Here is a 16,999-nt window from a genome sequence, read left to right on the forward strand (position 1 = left end):
TTCGGTCTTCCGTCTTCTGACTTCCGACTTCAGTTTTTATCTATTTTTTACGTTTTGCTACTACTTTGGCAACACGGCTACGAGTGTCGTGTGCAATTGGAGTTGCAATGAAAAGTGAAGAGTATGTACCAACTACAACACCCACCAACAATGCAAACGTAAAGCCTCGAATGGTAGATCCACCGAATAAGAAGATAGCTAACAATACCACGAATGTTGATAACGACGTACTGAATGTACGACGCAATGTGCTGTTCAATGCAGCATCAACATTTTCTTCACGGTCGCGTTTTGGGTGCAAGCCCAGGTACTCCCTGATACGGTCGAATACAACCACAGTATCGTTAATCGAGTAACCCAACACCGTTAGGATAGCTGCGATAAACGCCTGGTCGATCTCTAATGAGAAAGGAAGTACTCCTGATAATAATGAGAAGATACCCAATACGATTAACGAGTCGTGTGCCAATGCGGCAACAGCACCCAAACCATATTGCCAGTCGCGGAAACGCAACAGTATATAAAGGAAAATGATAACCAGCGAGAAACCGATTGCAATACCTGCATCTTTACGGATATCATCCGAAATAGTAGGACCAACTTTTTGCGAACTCTGCTGATAATGCTGAGTGAATTCCTCAAGAGTTACTGATTGATCGATAAGATCAGCATCTTTCAAACCTTGCATTAACAAAGCTTCAACTTCGTTATCGATATTTTCGCTGTGATCATCAATTTTATAGTCGGTAGTAATTTTAATGTCGTCACCTGAAGTTTTTACCTCTGGCGCTGCACCAAAAACATCGGCCAATGCAGCACGTACCTGACCTACTTCAACATCTTTCTGGAATTCTACAATATACGAACGACCACCTTTAAAGTCGATACCGTAATTTAATCCGCGCACGAAGAAAGAACCGATTGAAAGAAGAATAAATACACCCGAAATCACGTAGAACGTTTTTCTTTTCTCCAGGAATTTAATCTTCATGTTACGTAACCAACCTTCTGTTGCTGTAGAAGCAAACAAAATGCGGCCGCCTTTTTTCAATTGCCATTCGAAAATCAAACGGGTTAAGAAAATTGCAGAGAATAAAGAAGTTAGAATACCAATAATCAAGGTAGTTGCGAAACCTTTAATCGGGCCCGAACCAAACAGTGCCAAAACAATACCAGTTAACAATGTTGTTACCTGACCATCGATAATTGCAGAATATGCATTTTTATAACCATCGGTAATCGCTAGTTTAACACCTTTACCGGCACGCATTTCTTCCTGAACACGTTCGTAAATAAGTACGTTGGCATCAACCGACATACCAATTGTAAGTACGATACCTGCAATACCAGGGAGTGTTAATACTGCTCCCATTGAAGCAAGAATACCGAAGATAAAGAACATGTTGGCAACCAACGCAATGTTTGCAGCCAAACCAGCATTTTTACTGTAGAAGAACAACATGTAGATAAGAACAAGCGCGAATGCAATAACAAACGAAATCAAACCGCTGTTAATCGCTTTTTGTCCAAGTGAAGGACCTACAATATCTTCCTGAATAATACGTGCAGGAGCAGGCATTTTACCCGACTTTAGCACGTTTGCAAGGTCTTGTGCCTCTTCAATACTTTCCAAACCGGTAATACTAGAACGTCCTCCAGGAATCTCACCATTTACAGTTGGGAAAGAACGAGCATAACCATCTAAAACAATGGCAATTGATTTACCAACGTTTTCTTTAGTCATACGTTGCCAAATTTTAGCACCTTCCGCATTCATCTGGAATGCTACTTCAGGGTTAGTTCCAAACTGGTCGTAATCCTGACGAGCATCGGTAATTACACCACCGTCAAGAGGTGCTTTTCCATCGCGGGTTGTAACTTTTATCGCAATCAAACGGTAGAAAGTACCTGCGTCGTCTACTGATTTTGCTGTCCAAACAAAACGCATATCGCGTGGGAACAAGCTGCTGATTTGTGGATTATGTAAGTACGAATTTACTTTTGAAGTATCTTTTGCATTTGACATACCTACTACCGGACCAGGATAAAGCTGACCTGTTTGATCGGTACTTGGATTTAAAATAGCAAACAGTGGAAACTGCTCTTTAAAAGCAGCCAAGTTATCAATTGATGCAGTAGTATCTTCTGCAGCTCCAGCTTCCAGTTCCGAAAGTAACGAGTTTTCTTCCGAAGCTTCACCTTCTTCGCTCACTTCAGCAGTTGCATCATCGGCAGTTGCCTCAACACCTGCATCGGTTTTAAGCGTTTCTAATTCTTTAATTTTTTCGTTGGCTTGCAACATGTACTGGTATACTTCCTGGTTTTCGTATGTTTCCCAGAATTCCAGGTTAGCAGTTCCCTGCAACAGGTTACGTACACGGTTCTGATCTTTTACACCAGGTAGTTCAACCAAAATTCTACCTTTTGTTTGCAGACTCTGAATATTAGGTTGAGCCACACCAAAACGGTCGATACGAGTTCTGATAATGTTAAAAGCATTACCAATTGCAGCAGAAGTCTGGTCGTCGATAATTTTTAATACATCGGCATTGGAAGTATTAAAATTAATCTGATCGCGTAGTTCGAGTGTGTTAAAGATAGAAGCCAGTTTCGCATTTGGATCAATTTCCTCGAAAGCTTCACCAAACAGAACTACGAAGTCTTTTGTACTGTTTTGTTGGTTTTTTGTTGCCAGTGCCAAAGCAGCGTTGAATGTTTCATCGTCGCTGTAGTTCGACATCGCACGGATAATATCCTGAACTTCCACCTGAAGTGTTACGTTCATACCACCTTTCAAGTCAAGTCCCAGGTTAATTTCCAGTTCCTGAACATCTTTGTAAGTAAATTTTTTCAATCCAAGGAAGTTGTAAACCACTTCACTTTTCATTGAATCAAGGTATTGAAACTCTTTCAAGTCATCACCTTGTGCATATTCTATGGCGTCTTTTTTCACCTGGTTTGATTTCCAGGTAAAAGAAAGCTGGTACAAACATACCGCCGACAACAGAATTGCAAATGTTAAAATTGCACCTTTGTTTTGCATTTGAATTTAATTTAAATGTTTATTTAATTTCTTGTATTTGATTGAATTCGAACCTTTTCAGACACAACTTGCCTGAGATTCTTTTAACGAAAAAAGAATGGATTTCAACCTATGGAGTCTTCATCGGGAGAGAAGACATGATTTTGAAAAACCAGGTAATGATAAGATGAAATAAGCGGGCTGGTTTGTTTTGCAACCTCGGCCTTTAATACCTGATAATTTCGAACAGAATGATAATTCCGTAAAAATTTGTCGTGTAACTGGACTTTCAGATGTTTTGCATAAACCCTGTCTTCGAAGGTTTTTGTGGTATTCTGCGCAGTTTGAGTGATCAGATAAACTGTTCCTTTCTCATTATTCTGCTCCTGCGATTCCGCCTGAATTTTCTCCAGCTCTTCAGGATGATTTCCAAAATAAACATCAAGAACAAATGCGGCAGCAATAACAGCCATAAAAACTGCCAGTTGTGCAATCAATTTTCTTGTAATAGTTATTTTAATTTTCATCCCTGTAACGCCTGTTATTTAATGCTTTAACAACAACTTAGAGTAAAAACCTGACCGATAATCAGCACTTAAACTTTTTACAATTGTTTTAAGGCATTATTTTTAAGCGGAGCAAATATACCGAAATACTTGAGGTTTCCAAAGACGATGCCTGTTATTTTAAAGTATTCGGCTTAACACCAATTGTTTATGATCAATGTATTTGTTTACGGATCGCTGCTTTTTGCAGAAATTGCCGAAGGTTTGTGCCAACAAAAACTACATGCAGAAAATGCTGTTTTGTTCGGATTTGCACGCCATGCCATAAAAGGAGCCGACTATCCGGCAATAATCAGGAGCGAAAATTCGAAAGTGAATGGCAAAGTCTTGCTAAACCTCGATGAAAAGGCCATGGAAATACTGACTTTTTATGAGGACAATGATTACGAACTTGTACCGGTTAAAGTAGAACTTAACTCCGGAAGTATCGATGCAGTGGTTTATGTTTGGACAGGCGGAAACGAATTTCTTGAGCCGTTTGACTGGGATGCAGAACAATTCAGAAAAGAATCGCTGGAGTTTTATCGCGATGAAGTAGTTCCTTCCACACTTCGGGAATTTTATGGTTGAAATTGCTTTGACAGAATGTGTTCTAGAATAGGTACAACATTCCTTGAAATGAATGAAAACTCCCTATTTTTACAATCCTGCAACGCTAACCAACTAAATTAAAACGTCATGATCAAAACTGTTTTCATTCGTTTATTCACTGTTCTTTGCGTGTTATTTATCAGTATGAACTTTTCTTCTGCACAAAACAAATTAGGCATTTTTGATAATCACACCGATATAGGAGCCTGCAAAAACCAGGGTTTTGCATCATTTAATCCTACCGATCAAACCTATACAATTGGAGGTTCGGGATTTAATATGTGGTTTGGCGACGACCAGTTTCATTACCTGTGGACAACACTTCAGGGCGATTTTATTTTAAGTTCCGAGGTAAAACTTCTTGGCGACGGTGTTGATCCACACCGCAAAGTTGGTTGGATAGTTCGGAATAATCTCGACAGCAACTCGCCGCATGCCAATGCAACCGTCCATGGAGACGGGCTTACATCCTTACAATACAGAAAAACTACAGGAGCAGATACGGAAGAAGTAAAATCGGAAGATCAGGCACCCGATGTAATCCAGCTGGAAAGAAAAGGCTCAACGTTTATAATGTCGACTGCAAAGTTTGGTGAACCATTTAAAGTTCTACAACTCGACGACCTGGAACTTGATAACGAAGTTTATGTGGGCATTTATGTGTGTGCTCACAATCCCGATGTTGTTGAAACTGCTATTTATAGGAATGTTCGAATAATCCGCCCGGAAAAAGGAGATTACGTTCCATATCGCGATTACATTGGTAGCAATCTTGAGATACTGGATATTGAAAGTGGACTTCGCGAAGTGATCCATCATTCCGCACATTCCATTCAGGCACCCAACTGGACTCCCGATGGAGAAAAGCTGATCTACAACTCAAAAGGACATTTATTCACGTACAACCTAAATGACGGTGAGATCAATCCGCTGAATACCGGTTTTGCAACCAATAACAACAACGACCACGTTTTAAGTTTCGATGGAAGTTTGCTGGGCATTTCGCACCACAGTGAAGAAAATGGAGGAAGCTCCACAATCTATTACCTGCCGGCCAAAGGTGATTCTACACCGGTTCGGGTTACAAAAACAGGAATTGGCGCTTCGTATTTTCACGGTTGGTCGCCCGACAAAAAAACAATGCTCTTTACCGGCGAACGAAACGGACAATACGATATTTACAGTGTTGATGTGGCAAGTGGTGAAGAAACACAACTTACCGATTTTAATACGTTGGATGACGGATCAGAATTCAGTCCCGATGGAAAATACATATTTTTTAATTCGGCCCGAAGTGGTAAAATGCAGTTGTGGCGCATGGATGCCGATGGCAAAAATCCGGTTCAGCTGACTGATGACAAATACAACGACTGGTTTCCTCATGTAAGTCCGGATAAAAAATGGATCGTATTTATTTCATTTCCCGAAGATGTTGATCCCGGCGATCATCCGTTTTATAAACATTGTCTTATTCGTTTAATTCCATACGAAGGTGGCGAACCGCGTATTCTGGCCTACATTTACGGCGGACAAGGATCGATGAATGTTCCAAGCTGGTCGCCCGATAGCAAGAAAATTGCATTTATTTCGAACAGCGATTAATAGGCAATCCAAACAATAGAGTGCCCATAAATGTTTACAGCAAAAAAACTATGATCAAGTTTTTTAGAACACTACGCTATCGCCTGATTGGTGAAAATAAAGTAAAGAAATACCTGTTTTATGCACTGGGAGAGATCATTCTGGTTGTAATAGGAATTTTAATTGCTCTTGCCATCAACAACAATAACGTTAAGCGTAACATCCAGAAAAAGGAACAGACTTACCTCGTCGGATTAAAAGAAGAGTTTAAAATCAGCAAAATCAAGTTACAGGAACTGATCAATGTAAACAAACACAACTACGAGGGAGCCCGACAAATAATCGCATACATTTCAAACAGCGATATACAGCCTGGGGAAAAGGAATTTTCCGAATTGCTGTATAAAACCCTTGTTTTCGACATTTCATTTAATCCCAACAATTCACTACTTAACGAGATGGTCAATTCCGGCAGTCTGAAAGACATCTCAAATCCGGACCTTCGGATTTATCTGACCAACTGGATTTCGACACTGGATGATATTGCCAAACAGGAAGAGGATTTGGGTGAGCAACGTGAATTGATCGTTGATATGTTTCAGGGAAACGAACAAAGTATCAGAACTATTTTTGATCTGTCGGGGGTTACGAAAAGCGGACTCGATATCGAGCCCCGCAAAAACAACGTCAGCAATCTTAACTTATTGAGCTCAACAGAGTTTGAAAACAAACTACTTCTGTTTATTTTATCGAGCGAAGCAACCGAAACGGCACATTACGAGCCGCTTATGGAAAATATAGATGCGATTCTGGATCTAATTGAAATGGAGACAAAAGACTAGTCTCTTCCTGATCGAGATCCTTACTCCGACAATTTAAGCACCCGTCGTTTATAATCGATAACAGCATTGTATTCAAGCAGAAAATCGCTTCCCAATAAACCGCAGATTTTATAGTCGGTAACTTTTTGGTACAGTTCGTTTATATGGTTCATATCGAGCAAGGCAACTTTCATATTGTCGACTTTTAGCTTGCCAAAAAGCAATGGTTTTAAAATACCTAATGACGTTGTTAAAGGTTCCTCGCTCATATTAGCAGCATGCAGTTCGTCCGTACCTTCTTCAACAATTGCAATAAAGTTATCCAGGTTTTTATCGAATACTGATTTTGAAGCACCTGTATCAATTACCCAATACCCATTTTCGCCGCCTTCAAGTTGCGATGGCAGAATTAAGTGGTAGTTCGAGGATTCAAGCTCAATAATGTCGATAGGTATTTTTGTTCGCATGGTTTCAAATTTAAAATAAATTAGGACAAAATATTCTGGATTACCGAGAATTGAGAACAGAGATAGAACAGAACTAACTTTGGAATGCAAAAGCAGCCAAATGTAGGCTCCCTGCTTGAGGGGAGCTCCCGACAGGGTGAGGGGTAAAGGAATATATAACCAACCATTGCTTGCCTTACCCTTTTGTCTATCGACATTTTCCCTTTCAAAGGGAAAACAGCTTCCATATGTGGATAGATTAAGTTTTAGGCTAATGAATTTTCAGGATGGAAATAAAAAAGGCCCGCAAAAAATGCGAGCCTTAATATGCTGTAATTATTCTTTCGAATTATAGTAAAGCGTTCACTGCTGAAACACCTTCTGCACTTGCAGTAAGTTTTTCTTTTTCTGCATCTGAAAGTTCGATTTCTACGATTTTCTCGATACCGTTTTTACCGATGATACAAGGAACACCGATTGAAATGTCGCTTAAACCGTACTCACCTTCAAGTAAAGCTGAACAAGGGAACATTTTTTTAGAATCCAATGCAATAGCACGTACCAATTCTGATACTGCTGCACCCGGAGCATACCAAGCACTTGTTCCCAGAAGTTTAGTTAAAGTAGCACCACCAACTTTAGTTGCTTCAACTACTTCAGCTTGTTTTTCTTCGCTTAAGAACTCAGCAACAGGAACACTGTTACGAACAGCTTTACCAATTAATGGAACCATACCTGTGTCGCTGTGACCACCGATTACCATTGCGTCGATGTCTGACTGTGGACAATCGATAGCTTCGGCCAATCTGTATTTGAAACGTGCGCTATCCAAAGCACCGCCCATACCGATGATTCTGTTTTTTGGAAGACCTGTAGCTTTGTGAGCCAGGTAAGCCATTGTATCCATTGGGTTACTAACCACAATAATGATTACGTTTGGTGACTCTGCAATTAATTTCTCAGCAACGTCTTTAACAATACCTGCATTAATACCGATCAACTCTTCGCGAGTCATTCCCGGTTTACGTGGAATACCACTTGTAATTACTGCAACATCGCTACCAGCTGTTTTAGTGTAATCGTTAGTGCTACCAACGATAGTTGAGTCAAAACCATTTAACGAAGCAGTTTGCATCAAATCCATTGCTTTACCTTCAGCAAAACCTTCTTTGATGTCGATCAATACAATTTCGTCTGCAAAATCTTTAATTGCAATATACTCGGCACAACTTGCACCTACTGCACCTGCTCCAACTACTGTTACTTTCATTTTACTAGTGAGTTTTATTATTATAAAATCGTGTTATCTTAAACAATTGTCTGTCAAATTGTTTTAAGGCACGCAAAGTTAATTTTTTTTCGCGATGATCGAAATAATTTGAAGTCCCCAAAATCGGTTTAACAAATTGGTAAAACATACAATTTATCGCCCCAATCAGAAGTGATTTTGGTCACTTATTCATGATTTTTACGAATATGAATTAGAATGGTTCGGCCTTTGATAAAAACCAGTTGATTCGCCTAATTAAACCAATAGGTCATTTTTAAAACCACCGCCCTGTTTCTTGAGTTCCAGTTTCCGGTAAAATAGTTGTCGGTGTATACCAGGTATATGTCTGAAACAGGTTGGTAACGCCATTGAAAACGTGAGTTAATATTCAGGTTATCGATTTGCTCGTTGTACTGTACAAAAGTCGACCAGAAGATTTTATCCGTAAAAGTGATGTCCATTTTCGGACCCACTAACCAGAATTTTTCGCGATTGAACGCCCCACCCAAATCCATATCGGTGTAGTTAAAATTCATGGTCAGATTTACGTAAGGTTGAAAACGGTAACCTATCTCTCCTTCAAAGTATTGAATATCGCCACTATAAAAACTGCCTTTTACGGCTTCAGCTTCCCAGGTAAACAACGATTTGCGGGTAGATTGATACGACACAGAAAACAGACCAAAATCGTACTCCGATCCTTCTGGTAAATAATTTTCAGGATCCTGTGTAGGATTAAAATCGTTCCGCAGCTTGACAAACTGATCGGTATAACCAAAATTCAGTTCTGCCCGGTTTTCAAAAGTAAGCTCGTATTCGAATTCATACTCATGCTCAATCAGGTCGTTATCAGGATTAAAATAATTGTCAATCTTAATTTTCGGCCCGTGATTTACCACTTTTTTGTTCGGCACAAAAGTGTATCCAATATTTCCTCCCAAAAAATTATAACCGGTTCTGCGCACATAACCCGCTTCGGCCCGGTAATTCTCACCCACCGAAGTTTCGTAAATACCAATATTAAAATGAGCAGTACTGTATTTTAACATCGCGCCCTGCGCATATTGTTTGTCGGGACTGTCGGGCTGAAATGAGCGGTGATAGAAAAATTTACCGCCCCAGGCATTGTCCTTACTCGCAAGGTTATAATCGAACCCAATTACCCGGTTGTACATGCTGGTGTCCGAAGGCACATCGAGGTATTCTTTGTTAACAGCAATTATTCCGAAATTCGATCGTGTGAACACCTTTTTCTGGATAGACGCCACCGTAAAATTACGAGCCAGCAGATCGCCGGTTTCTTCGGTGGCCATATTCATAAAACCAACACGCCAGTCTTTTCCAATCTTTCCGCTTAAACGTGCTCCGGCCAAAACAGGAGCATCCAATCCAATTCTACGCGAGAAGAACGGAGTCAGTGTACGTGAGTAACCGTAACTCGAAAACAGGTCGCTGTTCTCGAGAAAGAACTGCCGTTTTTCAGGGAAAAACAGTTCAAAACGATCGATATTTGTTACTTGCTGATCAACTTCAACCTGGGCAAAATCGGGATTATAAGTAAGGTCGAGCGTCATTGAAGAAGAAATACCAACTTTGGCATCAAAACCAACATCGCTACGATAATCGGTACTTGTTCCGGCTTCGAAATCTTTCGCAGCACTACCCAAAATATAAGGAATTACAGAAAACTGCATTTTCGATTTTGGAAGCGGCTCTTCAAATTTCATACGACCTGTGTAAGCCAGCGATGCTGTGGGAAACTGTCGGGGAACCGGTGCCCACGCCGACTTTTCATTGGCTTTCAAATCCAGACGGCTGAAGTTTACGTTCCACTCGTCGCTGCCCTTTGGATAACGAACCGATTTAAAAGGAATACGCATTTCGCTTACCCAGCGGTCGTCATAATGTTTGGTTTCCATTTCCCATTTACAATCCCAATCGAGCGAAATACTGCTTCCATTGCTCATGGTTCCGTCCCACTTGGCTCCCGATGCTGAAACCCCAAAAGAAAAACCGTTTGTCTGGTCTAAAAATGTATCGAAAAATATAAGCAGGTTGTCGTTGTTTCCAAAACTAAAGTCGCGACGGAAAGACTCCATTATACGATCGCCGGGAATATAATCGTAAAATATCTGTGCAACGTACAAAGCTTTGTCATCGTAGGCCATCATCATTGTTGATGGTTGTGTTGCAAATCCTGTATCGATGGGCAGCACACGATAAAATTTATCTGCTTTTTGCGCTCGTTCCCAGTCGATTTCGTCGATTACACCATCAATATTTATCTCAGCTTGTAGTTTTTTTACGTGATAGATATAGTCTTTATTAAAGGTATTGACAGTAGAATCGGACTTTAAATCAAGACCATTGGCAACAACTGTCGCATAGAAAAACAAACATAATAAGGAGAGTAAAGACAACTTCATACAAGAGCTTTAATTGATTTAGGTAAATAAATAAACTGCCAGCAAATATATCAAATTGTATGAACTACAAAGTGCGAAATATCATCTTCCGGAAAGTTATGTCAACAAAAAGCCTCCGACTTTTCAGCCGGAGGCACAAAAAACAATGTTCAAGCAAGATTTGCTACAAGGTGATTGGAACACCATTGTAGAAATCAAGTATTTTCGTACGGAAAATATATTCGTATTTTGCCTGCACAAGATCCGACTGTGCATTGGTAAGATTTGTTTTACTCTGGTTATATTCTACCGAATTAATCATACCCACATTAAATTTTTCTTCGGTGTAACGGAAAGCCTCTTTCATTGACGCAACCGCTTTTTCGGAAGAAAGGTAACGATTTAACGCCGCCAGTGCATTGGTGTACACCTGCTCAATGTCTCTACGCAAAACGTTGCGCGATTGTTGTAATTGATATTCGTAATCGGCAATTTGCAACTCTGAGGTGGTAATATTGTTCTTTGCCTGGAAACGATTAAAGATTGGAACACTCAGTGTTAAACCAAGGCTGGAACGGCTGTTGTTTTTCAGTTGTTCTCCCAAATCAATTTTATCGCCATAAATATCTTTATACTGGTTATTGTACTGGTTGTAATAATTGGCGCCAAAACTCAAACTCGGGTAACGATTACCTTTTGCAATCGCCAGCTGCTTCGATGCGCTTTCAACACGTAATTGTGCTGCCTTAATCTCAGGGCGCACATTAATTGCAGTACTGAATACGTCGTAAGCATTTATCATGGTAAGATTTGCCTGAATTTCTGGAAGCACCGGCTTTTCAATTTTAAAACTTTCGGCCATCGGCAATTCCAAATACTGATACAAATTAAGGTATGCCAACTGAACCCTGTTCTGGGCATTTACCAGATCAAGTTCCTCACGTGCAAGCTGAGCTTCAATTTCGAGTAAAGCACCTCTTGCTTCACTTCCGGCATCAACCAATTGTTTGGTACGCTCAATTTGTTGTTTGGTAACTTCAATAGTTGCTTCGGCTACCAATTCCAACTCTTCGGCAAAAAGAATTTCCAAGTATTCTGCCGAAATAGAAAGCATAATATCGTCTTTCGTTTTTTGCAAATCGGCCATAGTAGCCTGCAAATCAAGCTCGCGCATTTTAACGGTATTACTTAATGTTAAACCGTTGTACAGCGTCATGCTGGTGCTTAAACCTCCGGCAACACTTGCCGAGTTTATATTATCGTAAGTATTGTCGTAAGTAAGCGAGCGTCCGAAGCTAAAATCATTGCTTACCTGGCCATTCAGGTTCGGCAGCTTATCATCTTTTGCCTGCTTAACAAGTGTTTCGTTGTAACGTGTAGTTACTTCCTGCCTTTTAATCTGAATGTTATTCTCGATGGCATAATCGAAACAGGTTTGCAAATCCCATTCGTTCTGTGCCTGCACATTCAGCACACCGGCGGTTAGTAATATTCCTAGAAATAAGGTTAATAGACTTTTCATGTCGATATAATTGTTTTTTGTTTTGCTACTAATTTACATAAAGCGTGGTGAATTACCTACTTCTACCCATTATTGGCTTGTGTTTCCTGAACTTTCTTCGGATCGATCTTCTCGCCTTTCACCTTATCCTCTGCTTTCAATCCTTCGGTAATTTCAATATTAATACCATCCGACAGACCGGTTTTAACCATACGTTTTTCGTAGTTTGGTTCTTCAGCAGAACCCACATTTACTTCAACAAACGATGAATCGTTATCAAATTGAAGCAGACCTTCAGGAATCACCATCACATTGTCTTTACGTTCTAAAACGATGTTGGCATTTGCACTGTATCCAGCGCGGATAAACTGGCCCTCCATTAGTTGCACATTGGCTTTTATTTCAAACTGAATAGCTCCGTTTTCCTCAACTCCTTTTGGTGAAATATACTCGAGAACAGCAGCGAATTTTTCTTTTTCTATCGCTCCGATTTCCAACTCAATTGGCATTCCTTCACGGATTTTTCCAACCTCGGTTTCATCCACATTTCCTTCAAAGATCATATCGCTCATATCCGCAACCGATGCGATGGTAGTTCCTGCATTAAAAGTATTTGCCTGAATTACAGAATTACCTTCTTCAACCGGAACATCCAGCACCATCCCGTCAATGGTTGAGCGAACCAGTGTATTAGTAGCTGTTTCAGCCTTTTTTGTTACACCGTTTTTAATTAATTCCAAATTATTTTCGGCGGCAGTCAACTCTTCTTTTGCTGAATCGAAGGACACCTTTGCCGATTTAAACTCTTCATACGAAATCACTTCTTTATCGAATAGTTTCTGTTGACGATCGTAATCAATCTGTGCATCTTCATAACTAATCTTTGCGCGGTTTACACGTGTTTCGGCCGAGTTCAGCGTTACCATGTCAGGAATAATCTTGATACGTGCAACCACCTGTCCTTTGGTAATTTTATCACCGGCTTCAACAAATAATTCATCAATAATTCCTGAAACCTGCGGAACGATCTCAATTTCAAAACGCGGCACCACCGAACCGGTAGCTACCGTTTTCATAACTACTTCGCTATAAAACGGGTTCTTGTTCTCAAAAAAATCGGTTTTCTTTTTCGATTTGTTGTACAGGAAGAATAGTGTTCCTCCAAATATTGCAACTAAAATTACAACTCCTAAAATTCTAAATACTTTTTTCATGGCTAATTTGCTTTTATTGTTTTTTGTTTCAATTATATTTTTCTTTTTTAAACTCTACCCTTTTACCCCCTGTCGCTTCTTCGTCGCTCCTGTCCCCCTGCAGGGGGACAATCGGAACGCAGTGGAGATAGGGGGTGATGTAACTCCCAATCCCGCTATTTACTCGTCGCGCAAAGCATCAATAGGTTTAATACTTACGGCACGTCGAGCCGGAATTAGCCCGGCAAAAATTCCGGAAACTACCAGTACTGAAAGTGCTCCAACGGCCATTCGGAAACTAATCTCCGGGTGACGGAAGAATATATCGTCAGCACTGCCCGCATTCATTTCCAATACCATATTCAGCAGCTCCAGCAATCCAACCCCCAGTGCCAAACCAATGTAGCCGGCAATTACGGTGAGGAATACACTTTCGGCAACAATATGAAGTATCACTTTCCCCGGTGTGGCACCAATCGCACGCTGGATACCAATTTCCTGGGTGCGCTCTTTAATAATTACCAGCATAATATTGCTCACGCCAATTACACCGGCCAGCAAGGTTCCAATTCCCACAATCCAGGTTAAAATCTGAATTCCGGTGAAAAGTCCCATGTATTTTTTCCATTCCACCTCGATATTAAACGATCCCACTGCCTGCTGATCGTCGGGCGCAACACTGTGACGTTCTTTCATGAGCTCCTTTAATCGGGCTTCCACCTTACTTACCGGAATCCCGGGTTGCGACGTTACTGAGAAGAAATGAACATCGTCGCCCATGTTAAAAGTTTTTTGCATGGTGGTGAATGGCATGATTATGGTTTCATTTTTTCGGCCTCCACCAATATTTACACGGGTTTCACCTTTAACCACTCCCACAACCTGGAAGTAAACACCATTAATTTTCAGGTACTGCCCAATCGGATCTTCATCCTTGTCGAACATCACTTCCACCACACGCTCGCCGATATTTACAACTTTACGTGAATGCTGAATATCGATCGTATTGATCAAACGTCCCTGAAGCGGTGTCCACGGATCGATTTTGAAAAACTCAGGATAGTCGCCATAAATATTAAAGGCTCCTGTTTTTTTACCGCGAACTACATTATCTCCACCTCCGCTACTCGGTCCGAACAAACGAGGCGACAGGTATTCGATATCGCTGATGTTGGCTTTTATGTATTCAATATCTGTGTTTTTATAGTTCCAGCGTCGTCCCCGTTGAAATCCTTTATAGGGTTTGCCGGTGCGCTCGGTCCAGAAGAATGCTGAGTTTGACGCAAAAGCCTTGATTCCATCCATCACCCCGTTTTCAAGGGCGCGGCCGGCTCCCGACATTACTATCAGCATAAATATTCCCCAGAACACACCGAAAGCGGTCATAAAACTGCGCATCCGGTTTTTCTTTAAAGCGCTTAATATTTCTTTCCAAAGGTCTAAGTCGAACATTGTTTTCTGCTTTTGTTTTCGTTTCTGTTATTCGTCGCGTAAGGCCTCAATCGGTTTAATTTTTGCTGCCCGTTTTGCAGGAATATAGCCTGCAATAGCTCCGGCAACAACCAGTAATAATGTTGCCGACATGGCAATTCCCAGATCAACAGTAGGATTGCGGAACAAGGTTTCTCCGTTTCCTCCGTTTGTTGCCGCCGAAGCTTCAAATTGTTTCTCTACTATAAAATTCAATCCCTCCATCAATCCGGTACCGAGCACAAGGCCTATGTATCCGGCAATGGTTGTAATCATTACAGCTTCTAAAAGAATCAATCCGATTACCGATGAAGGACTGGCTCCGATGGCTTTTCGGATACCAATTTCTTTGGTACGTTCTTTCACTACAATCAGCATGATGTTGCTTACTCCAACCACTCCTGCGATAAGAGTTCCGATTCCAATAATCCAAATAAAAATATCGATGGCCTGGAAGATTTTCATGGTTTGAATTACATCCTCCAGCTTACTGTACGATCCCATGGCCGATTCATCTGTAGCGTCGAATTTATGTTTGCGAGCCAGTCGTTCTCTTACACGGTTTTCAATGGCCTGACTTTCTTCTATTGTTTCGGCGTTAATGGTTAAAGCAAAGTTGTGCAGACGGTTCGATCCGTTAAATACTTTTTGTCCTGTGGTTACCGGAATATATGCATTTCGGTGACGAGTACCGCCGCCTTCCTTACAAATTCCAACCACTTTAAACGGAATATTATTTACACGAACATATTCTCCAATGGCTTCTTTACCATCAAAAAGTGCATCGTAAATATCTTTTCCCAACACCACCGATTTTCGGGTCTGATCAATGTCAACCTGGTTCACAAAACGACCGTCAACAATTTCAATCGATTCTACATCTTTTAAATCGGGATGGCAGGTTATTGCCGTATACTCGCCGTATTCGCTTCCATAGGAAAACAAGTTTCCGCCAATGTAATAACGGCCTGAAGTGTGCTCAATTCCTTCCAAATCTTTCAGGATATCGTAATCGGCATTGGTAAAGCGGATTTCCCTGTTTTCCTGCATTCCCTGATAAGGAATGCTGGTGCGGCCACTCCACAACCACATAGCGTTAACGGCGTCGCGCATAAAGTTTTCCGACACACCGTTGCTTAATCCGTTACCGGCACCCAAAAGGATCATTAACATAAAAATTCCCCAGGCAACGCTAAATCCGGTCAGGAAAGTGCGCATTTTATTTTTTTTGATGGTGGCAAAGATCTCCTGCCATTTATCAATATCGAACATGATAGTTTAAGTTTTTAGTGAAGAGTAAAAGGCAAAATGCTTACTGAGATCGTTAACTGAACTAGGCAGTTTCCAACTCTTTGGCATACTGATGCTGAAAGTGCTTCAAATCGCCGTTTTTGATAATTTCATCAATGCGGCCATCTTTCAATCGCACAATCTTTTGAGTCATCGCGGCAATATCGTGCTCGTGCGTTACCAGAATAACGGTAATTCCGTCATCATTTATTTCCTTCAGAATATCCATTACCTCGTAAGAAGTGCTGGTATCGAGCGCACCGGTTGGCTCATCGGCAAAAATTATTTTTGGCTGAGAAATAAGCGAACGTGCAATTGCAACGCGCTGTTTTTGTCCTCCCGACATTTCGTTTGGCAAGTGTGTTGCCCAATCCAGTAATCCAACTTTCTCCAGGTATTCCAAGGCTATTTTGTTACGTCTTTTACGGTTTACTCCCTGGTAATAAAGTGGAAGCGCCACATTTTCCATGGCATTTTTAAACGAAATAAGGTTGAACGACTGGAACACGAAACCAACCAAATCGTTTCTGAGTTTAGCTGCCTTCTTTTCCGACATATCCTTAACTAACGATCCATTCAGATAATACGATCCTTCATCGTAATTATCCAAAATTCCAAGGATGTTAAGTAAGGTTGATTTTCCGGAACCCGACGACCCCATAATTGAGACGAACTCTCCTGCATTAATTTCGAGGTCGATTCCTTTTAATACATGCAACGAGTTGGTACCCGTTACATACGATTTGTGAACATTGTTTAGACTAATCATGGCTTGAACTTGTTTTCTGTTATGGCTTTTAAATGCCGTTGATTTTTGTTTTCGATTTAAAGTTGATTAAAAAA

Annotated in this window: 13 protein-coding genes; 3 read left to right on the forward strand and 10 right to left on the reverse strand. The window is 40.8% G+C overall.

What is annotated here, in order from left to right:
* Positions 1 to 40 precede the first annotated feature (40 nt).
* Positions 41 to 3,043 carry a protein translocase subunit SecDF gene (gene secDF, locus SLH46_RS20405; RefSeq protein WP_320283076.1) on the reverse strand — a complete coding sequence of 1,001 codons (3,003 nt, stop codon included), beginning with the start codon at positions 3,041 to 3,043 and terminating at the stop codon, positions 41 to 43.
* 104 nt (positions 3,044 to 3,147) lie between these two features.
* Entirely contained in the window at positions 3,148 to 3,549 is a 402-nt protein-coding gene (locus tag SLH46_RS20410) for a hypothetical protein (RefSeq protein ID WP_320283077.1), read from the reverse strand.
* A gap of 189 nt (positions 3,550 to 3,738) precedes the next feature.
* Between SLH46_RS20410 and SLH46_RS20415 the strand changes: the two genes are divergently transcribed.
* The 3 genes from SLH46_RS20415 to SLH46_RS20425 all read left to right on the forward strand — a co-directional run bounded on the left by SLH46_RS20415 (position 3,739) and on the right by SLH46_RS20425 (position 6,602).
* Positions 3,739 to 4,158, forward strand: a complete 420-nt coding sequence (locus SLH46_RS20415; protein ID WP_320283078.1) for a gamma-glutamylcyclotransferase family protein — start codon at positions 3,739 to 3,741, stop codon at positions 4,156 to 4,158.
* Positions 4,159 to 4,266: 108 nt separating this feature from the next.
* Positions 4,267 to 5,781 (forward strand): TolB family protein, encoded by a 1,515-nt coding sequence (locus SLH46_RS20420; protein WP_320283079.1) that lies wholly within the window; start codon positions 4,267 to 4,269, stop codon positions 5,779 to 5,781.
* A gap of 50 nt (positions 5,782 to 5,831) precedes the next feature.
* Complete coding sequence (locus SLH46_RS20425) at positions 5,832 to 6,602, forward strand: DUF6090 family protein (RefSeq protein ID WP_320283080.1); 771 nt, start codon at positions 5,832 to 5,834, stop codon at positions 6,600 to 6,602.
* Positions 6,603 to 6,622: 20 nt separating this feature from the next.
* Here SLH46_RS20425 and SLH46_RS20430 read toward each other — a convergent pair whose 3' ends face one another.
* The 8 genes from SLH46_RS20430 to SLH46_RS20465 form a co-directional block, all read right to left on the reverse strand.
* Positions 6,623 to 7,048 carry an aspartyl protease family protein gene (locus SLH46_RS20430; protein ID WP_320283081.1) on the reverse strand — a complete coding sequence of 142 codons (426 nt, stop codon included), beginning with the start codon at positions 7,046 to 7,048 and terminating at the stop codon, positions 6,623 to 6,625.
* Between the two features lie 328 nt (positions 7,049 to 7,376).
* Positions 7,377 to 8,297 (reverse strand): malate dehydrogenase, encoded by a 921-nt coding sequence (locus SLH46_RS20435; RefSeq protein ID WP_320283082.1) that lies wholly within the window; start codon positions 8,295 to 8,297, stop codon positions 7,377 to 7,379.
* Positions 8,298 to 8,548: 251 nt separating this feature from the next.
* Complete coding sequence (locus tag SLH46_RS20440) at positions 8,549 to 10,723, reverse strand: DUF5916 domain-containing protein (RefSeq protein WP_320283083.1); 2,175 nt, start codon at positions 10,721 to 10,723, stop codon at positions 8,549 to 8,551.
* Positions 10,724 to 10,886: 163 nt separating this feature from the next.
* A complete protein-coding gene (locus SLH46_RS20445) occupies positions 10,887 to 12,224 on the reverse strand; it encodes a TolC family protein (protein ID WP_320283084.1) in 1,338 nt (445 codons plus the stop codon).
* Between the two features lie 62 nt (positions 12,225 to 12,286).
* Positions 12,287 to 13,417, reverse strand: coding sequence for an efflux RND transporter periplasmic adaptor subunit (locus SLH46_RS20450; RefSeq protein WP_320283085.1), 1,131 nt, complete (start codon positions 13,415 to 13,417; stop codon positions 12,287 to 12,289).
* A 159-nt stretch (positions 13,418 to 13,576) separates the two neighbouring features.
* Positions 13,577 to 14,848, reverse strand: coding sequence for an ABC transporter permease (locus SLH46_RS20455; RefSeq protein ID WP_320283086.1), 1,272 nt, complete (start codon positions 14,846 to 14,848; stop codon positions 13,577 to 13,579).
* Positions 14,849 to 14,875: 27 nt separating this feature from the next.
* A complete protein-coding gene (locus tag SLH46_RS20460) occupies positions 14,876 to 16,138 on the reverse strand; it encodes an ABC transporter permease (protein ID WP_320283087.1) in 1,263 nt (420 codons plus the stop codon).
* Positions 16,139 to 16,199: 61 nt separating this feature from the next.
* Positions 16,200 to 16,925 (reverse strand): ABC transporter ATP-binding protein, encoded by a 726-nt coding sequence (locus SLH46_RS20465; RefSeq protein ID WP_320283088.1) that lies wholly within the window; start codon positions 16,923 to 16,925, stop codon positions 16,200 to 16,202.
* Positions 16,926 to 16,999 lie beyond the last annotated feature (74 nt).

The organism is Draconibacterium sp. IB214405, from assembly GCF_033963885.1.
GTDB lineage: Bacteria > Bacteroidota > Bacteroidia > Bacteroidales > Prolixibacteraceae > Draconibacterium.

What these genes read in the sequence shown, in the direction of transcription:
- secDF (WP_320283076.1), bottom strand. Translation starts at nt 3,043, where the DNA reads ATGCAAAACAAAGGTGCAATTTTAACATTTGCAATTCTGTTGTCGGCG.
- SLH46_RS20410 (WP_320283077.1), bottom strand. Translation starts at nt 3,549, where the DNA reads ATGAAAATTAAAATAACTATTACAAGAAAATTGATTGCACAACTGGCA.
- SLH46_RS20415 (WP_320283078.1), top strand. Translation starts at nt 3,739, where the DNA reads ATGATCAATGTATTTGTTTACGGATCGCTGCTTTTTGCAGAAATTGCC.
- SLH46_RS20420 (WP_320283079.1), top strand. Translation starts at nt 4,267, where the DNA reads ATGATCAAAACTGTTTTCATTCGTTTATTCACTGTTCTTTGCGTGTTA.
- SLH46_RS20425 (WP_320283080.1), top strand. Translation starts at nt 5,832, where the DNA reads ATGATCAAGTTTTTTAGAACACTACGCTATCGCCTGATTGGTGAAAAT.
- SLH46_RS20430 (WP_320283081.1), bottom strand. Translation starts at nt 7,048, where the DNA reads ATGCGAACAAAAATACCTATCGACATTATTGAGCTTGAATCCTCGAAC.
- SLH46_RS20435 (WP_320283082.1), bottom strand. Translation starts at nt 8,297, where the DNA reads ATGAAAGTAACAGTAGTTGGAGCAGGTGCAGTAGGTGCAAGTTGTGCC.
- SLH46_RS20440 (WP_320283083.1), bottom strand. Translation starts at nt 10,723, where the DNA reads ATGAAGTTGTCTTTACTCTCCTTATTATGTTTGTTTTTCTATGCGACA.
- SLH46_RS20445 (WP_320283084.1), bottom strand. Translation starts at nt 12,224, where the DNA reads ATGAAAAGTCTATTAACCTTATTTCTAGGAATATTACTAACCGCCGGT.
- SLH46_RS20450 (WP_320283085.1), bottom strand. Translation starts at nt 13,417, where the DNA reads ATGAAAAAAGTATTTAGAATTTTAGGAGTTGTAATTTTAGTTGCAATA.
- SLH46_RS20455 (WP_320283086.1), bottom strand. Translation starts at nt 14,848, where the DNA reads ATGTTCGACTTAGACCTTTGGAAAGAAATATTAAGCGCTTTAAAGAAA.
- SLH46_RS20460 (WP_320283087.1), bottom strand. Translation starts at nt 16,138, where the DNA reads ATGTTCGATATTGATAAATGGCAGGAGATCTTTGCCACCATCAAAAAA.
- SLH46_RS20465 (WP_320283088.1), bottom strand. Translation starts at nt 16,925, where the DNA reads ATGATTAGTCTAAACAATGTTCACAAATCGTATGTAACGGGTACCAAC.